The sequence below is a fragment of the Nocardioides sp. NPDC127514 genome (genome assembly GCF_040302125.1).
Taxonomy (GTDB): domain Bacteria; phylum Actinomycetota; class Actinomycetes; order Propionibacteriales; family Nocardioidaceae; genus Nocardioides.
In genome coordinates, this window is record NZ_JBEORF010000013.1 from 148165 (window position 1) to 155079 (window position 6915).

The window sequence follows — 6915 nt, forward strand, 5'->3', positions numbered from 1 at the left end:
TCGGTGTTACCGAGCCGTTCCTCAATCGGTGATCCCCTGATTTGCTTGCAAAAGTTCGCGGTACAGGGTGTCGCAAACACGTACTCCCGGGTAACCTGGCCCACATGCATGTCGACGTACTGATCATCGGTGCCGGCGTCTCCGGCATCGGAGCGGCCGCACAGCTCCGTGAGCGCCTTCCCGGGAAGACGATCGCGATCCTCGAGCAGCGCGATGCCAGTGGCGGCACCTGGGACCTCTTCCGCTATCCGGGCATCCGCTCCGACTCCGACATGTTCACCTTCGCCTTCAAGTGGCGGCCGTGGCAGAGCGCGCAGGCGCTCGCCGACGGTCACCAGATCCGTGACTACCTCCGTCAGACGGCGAAGGACTACGGCGTCGACAAGCTGATCCGTTACGGCCACAAGGTCACCGGTGCCGCGTGGAGCACCGAGGACAAGCAGTGGACGGTCTCCGTCGAGACCGCCGAAGGCCCGGCCGAGATCACTGCCGGCTTCCTGTGGAACTGCTCGGGCTACTACGACTACGCCAACGGTTACCAGCCGGAGTTCGCCGGTCTCGACGACTACGAGGGCACCTTCGTCCACCCGCAGCACTGGCCCGAGGACCTCGACTACGCGGGCAAGAAGGTCGTCATCATCGGCTCCGGCGCGACCGCCGTCACCCTCCTGCCCAACCTCGCGGGCGAGGGCAGCGACCGGGCCGAGAAGGTGACGATGCTGCAGCGCACCCCGACGTACATCCTCTCCCGCCCGGGTCAGGACGCGATCGCCTCGCTGCTGAAGACGGCGCCGTTCCAGCTGCTCGGCAGGCTCCCCTTCAAGCGCGTGCGCGAGAAGATCGGCCACGAGGCCGTTCGTTGGGAGAACATCGCCCTCACCGTCGGCACCTACCAGATCGCCCGCCGCGCTCCCGGCGTGGTCAAGAAGGTGATCCGCGACCAGTGGATCAACGGTCTCACCGCCCGCGGCGGCCGTCCCGGCATGACCAAGGACGAGGCGATCGCGTACGTCGACAAGCACTTCAACCCGCCCTACAACCCGTGGGACCAGCGCATCTGCTTCGTCCCTGACGGCGACATGATGAAGTCGATCCGCGAGGGGTACGCCGCGGTCGTGACCGACCGGATCAAGACGTTCGTGCCGAAGGGCATCGAGCTCGAGTCGGGCGAGACGCTCGAGGCCGACATCGTCATCTCCGCCACCGGCCTCAACCTCAGGCTCTTCGGTGGCCTCGACTACACCGTCGACGGTGAGCGGGTCAGCCTGCCCGAGCAGATGGCGTACAAGGGCCTGATGATCACCGGGATCCCGAACTTCGCCTACACCATCGGCTACACCAACGCCTCCTGGACGCTCAAGGCCGACCTGGTCACCGACTACGTGATCCGGCTGCTCGACTTCATGGGGGAGAACGGCTACGACGTCGCCGCGGTCACCCGCGACCCGAGCGTCGAGGAGCGGCCGTTCATGGACCTGGCCTCCGGTTACATCCAGCGATCGCTGGACCTCATGCCGAAGGCCGGCGACCGGGCGCCGTGGACCGCGAAGCAGAACTACCTCGTGGACATGAAGGCGCTCGGGTCTCCGGTTGCCGACGGCGTGATCCGGTTCGCCTGATCCCTCTCTGTGATTACTGTGACAGGCATTCCAGACCCGGCGTGAAGTACGTGGGACTACGATGGGTCCCACCATGGATGGCAGGGCAGTTCGCTGGAAGCGTCACAACGATGACCGACGAAAGCGCATCGTCGATGCCGCGATCGGTCTGATCGAGACCGACGGCGTCAACGTCAGCCTGCAGGCGATCGGCCAGGCCGCGGGGCTCTCCCGCTCGGTGGTCTACCGCCATTTCGCCGACCGGCGTGAGCTCGACCTCGCCATCCAGGCCGACATCCTCGACGGTCTGTGGGCCAAGCTCTTTCCGGCGATGGAGCTGACCGGATCGATCCGGCAGATCATCTCCCGCACCGTGGGGGCGTACGTCAACTGGGCACTCGAGCACCCGCTCCTGCACCAGGTGGCCGATGTCGACACCGCGCCGAACGGCACCGGTCCGCTCCAGCAGGGCCTCGACCGGATCGCGGAGCGGATCAAGGAGCTGATCCTGGCCGCCTTCGAGCTGACCGGCGTGGAGGTCTCCGAGATCGACAAGAAGGCCGTCGACCCGCTGATCTACGGGCTGATCGGGATGGTCTTCGGTGCCGTACGCCGCTGGGTCCACCTCGGCGAGGGCATCCCCGACGCCGAGCATCTGACCTCGGTCGTCACGGAGGCCGTGCTGGCCATGATCGACACCCGCACGACGGCGTACGGGCTCTCGATCGACCACGACCAGCCGCTCGAGGAGCTGCTCGGCTGATCGAGCTCAGCCGGGCAGGGTCAGGTCCGCCGGCACCACGCGACCCAGTGCGGCGCGGCAGGCGATGATCCCCGGTGAGTCGGCGATGGCGGTGCGGGTGGCCGTGAAGACCGTACGCCGCGGCGCCCCCGGCAGCTCGATGAGCCGCACGGCCGTCCGGTGGCGTACGCGCATCAGGTCGGAGAGCAGCGCGACGGCGTTGCCGGACTCGACCAGTGCGACGTGTGCCTCGACGTCGTCGGTCTCGTAGCGGACCTCGGGCTCGAATCCTGCCCGGCGGCACTGCTCCTCGATCCAGTGGCGGGACGCCGTGCCCGGCGGCTCCATCGCCCACGGGACGCGACCCGCGTCGGCCAGCGAGGTGATGCCGTCCCAGATCTCTCCGGAGCCTTCGGGTGGGACGGCGAGCCGGAGCCGGTCGGTGGTCAGCGGCTGCCGGTCGAGACCGTCGAAGTGCGGTGCGCCATGGTCGGGATAGTGCTCGGCGACCACCAGGTCGAGCTCGCGCAGGGCCAGGTCGTTGAGCGCCTGCTCGGGCGCGCGTTGGGACAGCATGACCCGCAGTCGTGGATGGCGCCGGGTCAGGTCGGCGAGCGCCTGCGGCATGTAGGCGAGAGCCACGGACTGGAAGACGGCGACCCGGACCGTGCCGGCGGTCTCGTCGCCGAGCGAGGTGACCGCGGCCTCGGCCGCCTCGAGCCGCGCCAGGATCTCGGTCGTGTGCTCGACGAGGACCTCGGCTGCGGCGGTGAGCTGAACCCGCCGCCCGGCCTTGCGCAGCAGCGGCACCCCGACCTCGCGCTCGAGCTGGCCGAGCTGCTGGGAGACCGATGACGGGCTCTGGTGGAGGGCCTCGGCGACCTCGGCCAGGGTGCCGCGGGCGGCGAGCTCGGCGAGCAGGCGGAGTCGGCGGACGTCGAGCATCTCAACCCTTCAGGTTGGCTTACGAATAACCCCCAAGAAACATCGCTTTATCTTACGTGACTCTGGTCGCATACTCGGCTCTATGACCACCAATGACGCGCTCATCTCCGAGGTCGACCACCTCGTTCGCGGCTGGCTGGCGAAGGCTTCGACCAAGCCCACCGCCCCGGCCGCACAGCGCCTCGCCGACGTACTCAAGGATCCCGCCGGACTCGACTTCACCGTCGGCTTCGTCGACCGCGTGATCCGGCCCGAGGACGTACGCGTGGCTGCGGCCAGCCTGCGCGAGCTGGCCGGCAACGTACCCTCGTTCCTGCCCTGGCACCTGAAGCTCGGCGTGAAGCTCGGCGCGCTGATGTCGCTGGTCGCGCCGTGGTTCGTCATCCCGGTGGCGCGCCGTGCGCTGCGGCAGATGGTGGGTCACCTGCTGATCGACGCCTCCGACGCTCGGCTCGGCAAGCAGATCGAGCGGATTCGCGAGCGCGGCGTGAACCTCAACATCAACCTCCTCGGCGAGGCCGTCCTCGGTCAGAAGGAGGCCGACCGTCGCCTGGCCGGGATCCGCAAGCTGCTCGCGCGCGACGACGTCGACTACGTCTCGGTGAAGGTCTCCTCGCCGGTCGCGCCGCACGCGGTCTGGGCGTACGACGAGGCGGTCGAGCACGTCGTCGAGCGGCTCCTCCCGCTCTACACCTACGCGGCGACGTCCTCCGCCGCCGGGACGAAGAAGTTCATCAACCTGGACATGGAGGAGTACCGCGACCTCGACATGACCATCGACGTCTTCACGCGGCTCCTCGACCGGCCCGAGCTGGCCGACCTGGAGGCGGGCATCGTCCTGCAGGCGTACCTGCCCGACGCCATGGCCGCGATGATGCGGCTCCAGGAGTGGTCGGCTGCTCGGCGCGCGCGTGGGGGCGCGGCGATCAAGGTGCGACTGGTGAAGGGCGCCAACCTGCCGATGGAGCACGTCGAGGCGTCGCTGCACGGCTGGCCGGTCGCGACCTGGTCGACGAAGCAGGACTCCGACACCAACTACAAGCGGGTGCTCTCCTGGGCGCTGACGCCCGAGCGGATGGCCAACGTGCGCGTCGGCGTCGCCGGTCACAACCTATTCGACGTGGCGTACGCCTGGATCCTTGCTGGTCAGCGTGGGGTTCGTGACTCGGTCGAGTTCGAGATGCTGCTGGGCATGGCCGAGGGCCAGGCCGAGGCGGTCCGCGAGACCGTGGGTGGCCTGCTGCTCTACGTGCCGGTCGTGCACCCGAAGGACTTCGACGTCGCGATCGCCTACCTCGTGCGTCGCCTCGAGGAGGGCGCCAGCACCGAGAACTTCATGTCGGCCGTCTTCGACCTCAACTCCTCCGAGGCGCTCTACAAGCGTGAGAAGGAGCGGTTCGTACGCTCCCTGGCGGCTGTCGACGACTCCGTGCCGCCGCCCAACCGGACCCAGGACCGCCGTTCGCCGGTCGCCGATGACGTCCAGACCGTCTTCGAGAACACCCCCGACACCGACCCGCACCTGCCGGGCAACCGGGAGTGGGGCAAGGCGATCATCGCCCGGGTGGGCTCCTCGACGCTGGGTGACCAGCTGGTCGCCGACCACACGCTGACCTCGGTGGAGGCCGTGGAGTCGGTGCTGGAGGGTGCCGTCGGCGCTCAGGGCGACTGGGGCCGCAAGACCGGTGCCGAGCGGGCCGCCGTGCTGCGGGCCGCCGCGGTCGAGGTCGAGCGGCGCCGGTCCGAGTGGCTCGAGGTCGGCGCCTCCGAGTGCGGCAAGACCCTCGACCAGGGCGACCCCGAGGTCTCCGAGGCGATCGACTTCCTCAACTACTACGCGAGCCTGGCCGAGGAGCTCGACAGCGTCGACGGCGCACGCGCGGTGCCGGTGCGGTTGACGCTCGTCACCCCGCCGTGGAACTTCCCGCTCGCCATCCCGACCGGCGGCGTCGCGGCTGCGCTCGCGGCCGGGTCGGCCGTGGTGATCAAGCCGGCTCCGCAGGCGCAGCGCTGCGGCTCGGTGCTGGTCGAGACGCTGTGGGCCGCGGGGGTGCCGAAGGAGGTGCTCCGACTGGTCCACGTGCCGGAGAACGAGGTCGGTCGCGCGCTGATCGCCTCGCCGCTGGTCGACCGGCTGGTGCTGACCGGTGCGTTCGACACGGCCGAGCTCTTCCGCTCGTTCCGCCCGGACCTGCCGCTGCTGGCCGAGACCTCCGGCAAGAACTCGCTGGTGGTCACGCCGGACGCGGACCTCGACCTGGCCGTCAAGGACCTCGTCTACTCCGCCTTCGGCCACGCCGGGCAGAAGTGCTCGGCCGCGTCGCTGGGCATCCTGGTCGGCTCGGTCGCGACCTCGCGTCGCTTCCGCGATCAGCTGATCGACGCGGTGACCTCGCTTCGCGTGGGTTATCCGACGGACCCGACGGTGCAGGTCGGCCCGGTCATCGAGCCGGCCTCCGGCAAGCTGCTCAAGGCGCTGACCACGCTCGCCCCCGGCGAGACGTGGCTGGTGAAGCCGCGCCAGCTCGACGACACCGGCCGGCTCTGGTCGCCGGGTGTGAAGACCGGCGTCAAGCGTGGCTCCGAGTTCCACCTGACCGAGTACTTCGGTCCCGTCCTCGGCCTGATCTCCGCCTCCTCGCTCGACGAGGCTCTCGAGATCCAGAACGAGGTGGACTACGGCCTGACCGCCGGCATCCACAGCCTCGACCGCGCCGAGATCTCGCAGTGGCTCTCGTCGGTGGAGGCGGGCAACGTCTACGTCAACCGCGGCATCACCGGTGCGATCGTGCGCCGTCAGCCGTTCGGCGGCTGGAAGAAGTCCGCAGTGGGCGCCGGGACGAAGGCGGGCGGGCCCAACTACCTGGTCGGTCTCAGCGACTGGGTGCCGGCTCCCGCCACCGAGCTCGCGACGCCGGCTCCTGCCGTACGGTCGCTCGTCGACTGGGCCGCGCGGCTACAGCTGGACGAGATCGACATGCTCAAGCGTGCGGCCGGGTCCGACGCTCTCGCCTGGGAGCGCGAGTTCGGTGCCGCCCGGGACGTCTCGCGACTGACCGCCGAGGTCAACGTGCTGCGCTACTCGCCGGTGCCGGTCACGATCCGGTACGAGGGTGGGCCGGTCGTTCACCTGCTGCGCGTCCTTGCCGCCGGTGTCGCCGCTGGGGCTCCGGTGACGGTCTCCGTCGCCGAGGCGCTGGACGACGAGACCGCCTCGCTGGTGCGGGCTACCGGTGCGACGTACGTCATCGAGGACGCCGCCGCGTGGGCATCGATCCTCTCCGGCCTGTATGCACCCGACCGCGTACGCCTCTTGGGTGGGTCGCGCGAGGCCTTCGCGGAGGCGAGCCAGGGCCGCGTCGACATCGCCCTCTACGCCCAGCCCGTCGTTGAGGCCGGCCGGATCGAGCTGCTCACGTTCCTGCACGAGCAGGCTGTCTCGGTCACCGCCCACCGCTTCGGCTCGCCGACGCCGCTGGTGGACAACCTCTTCTGACAAGTCAGCGTCGAGTGGCACCGGGCGACCCGGTTCTGCTCCCGGTGCGGCGGCAGCCTCGACCGAGGTCTTCGAGTCCGTCGGGTCCTTGGCGGAGTACGTGCGGGCGCAGGTGGGGTGATGTTCACCGAGGT

General features: G+C 69.3%; 4 protein-coding genes. 3 read left to right on the forward strand and 1 reads right to left on the reverse strand.

All coding sequences use genetic code 11. The annotated features are described in order from the left end of the window. Nucleotides 1–104 precede the first annotated feature (104 nt). Together ABTX24_RS12560 and ABTX24_RS12565 are read left to right on the forward strand one after the other, a co-directional pair. Nucleotides 105–1619, forward strand: coding sequence for a flavin-containing monooxygenase (locus tag ABTX24_RS12560; protein ID WP_350839973.1), 1515 nt, complete (start codon nt 105–107; stop codon nt 1617–1619). A 73-nt stretch (nt 1620–1692) separates the two neighbouring features. Beyond that, nucleotides 1693–2361 carry a TetR/AcrR family transcriptional regulator gene (locus ABTX24_RS12565; protein ID WP_160025880.1) on the forward strand — a complete coding sequence of 223 codons (669 nt, stop codon included), beginning with the start codon at nt 1693–1695 and terminating at the stop codon, nt 2359–2361. 6 nt (nt 2362–2367) lie between these two features. Here the strand turns inward: ABTX24_RS12565 and ABTX24_RS12570 are convergent, their stop codons facing one another. Then, nucleotides 2368–3285 (reverse strand): LysR family transcriptional regulator, encoded by a 918-nt coding sequence (locus ABTX24_RS12570; protein ID WP_350839975.1) that lies wholly within the window; start codon nt 3283–3285, stop codon nt 2368–2370. Between the two features lie 82 nt (nt 3286–3367). Here ABTX24_RS12570 and ABTX24_RS12575 point away from each other — a divergent pair, with 82 nt between their 5' ends. Then, entirely contained in the window at nt 3368–6781 is a 3414-nt protein-coding gene (locus ABTX24_RS12575; RefSeq protein ID WP_350839977.1) for a bifunctional proline dehydrogenase/L-glutamate gamma-semialdehyde dehydrogenase, read from the forward strand. Nucleotides 6782–6915 lie beyond the last annotated feature (134 nt).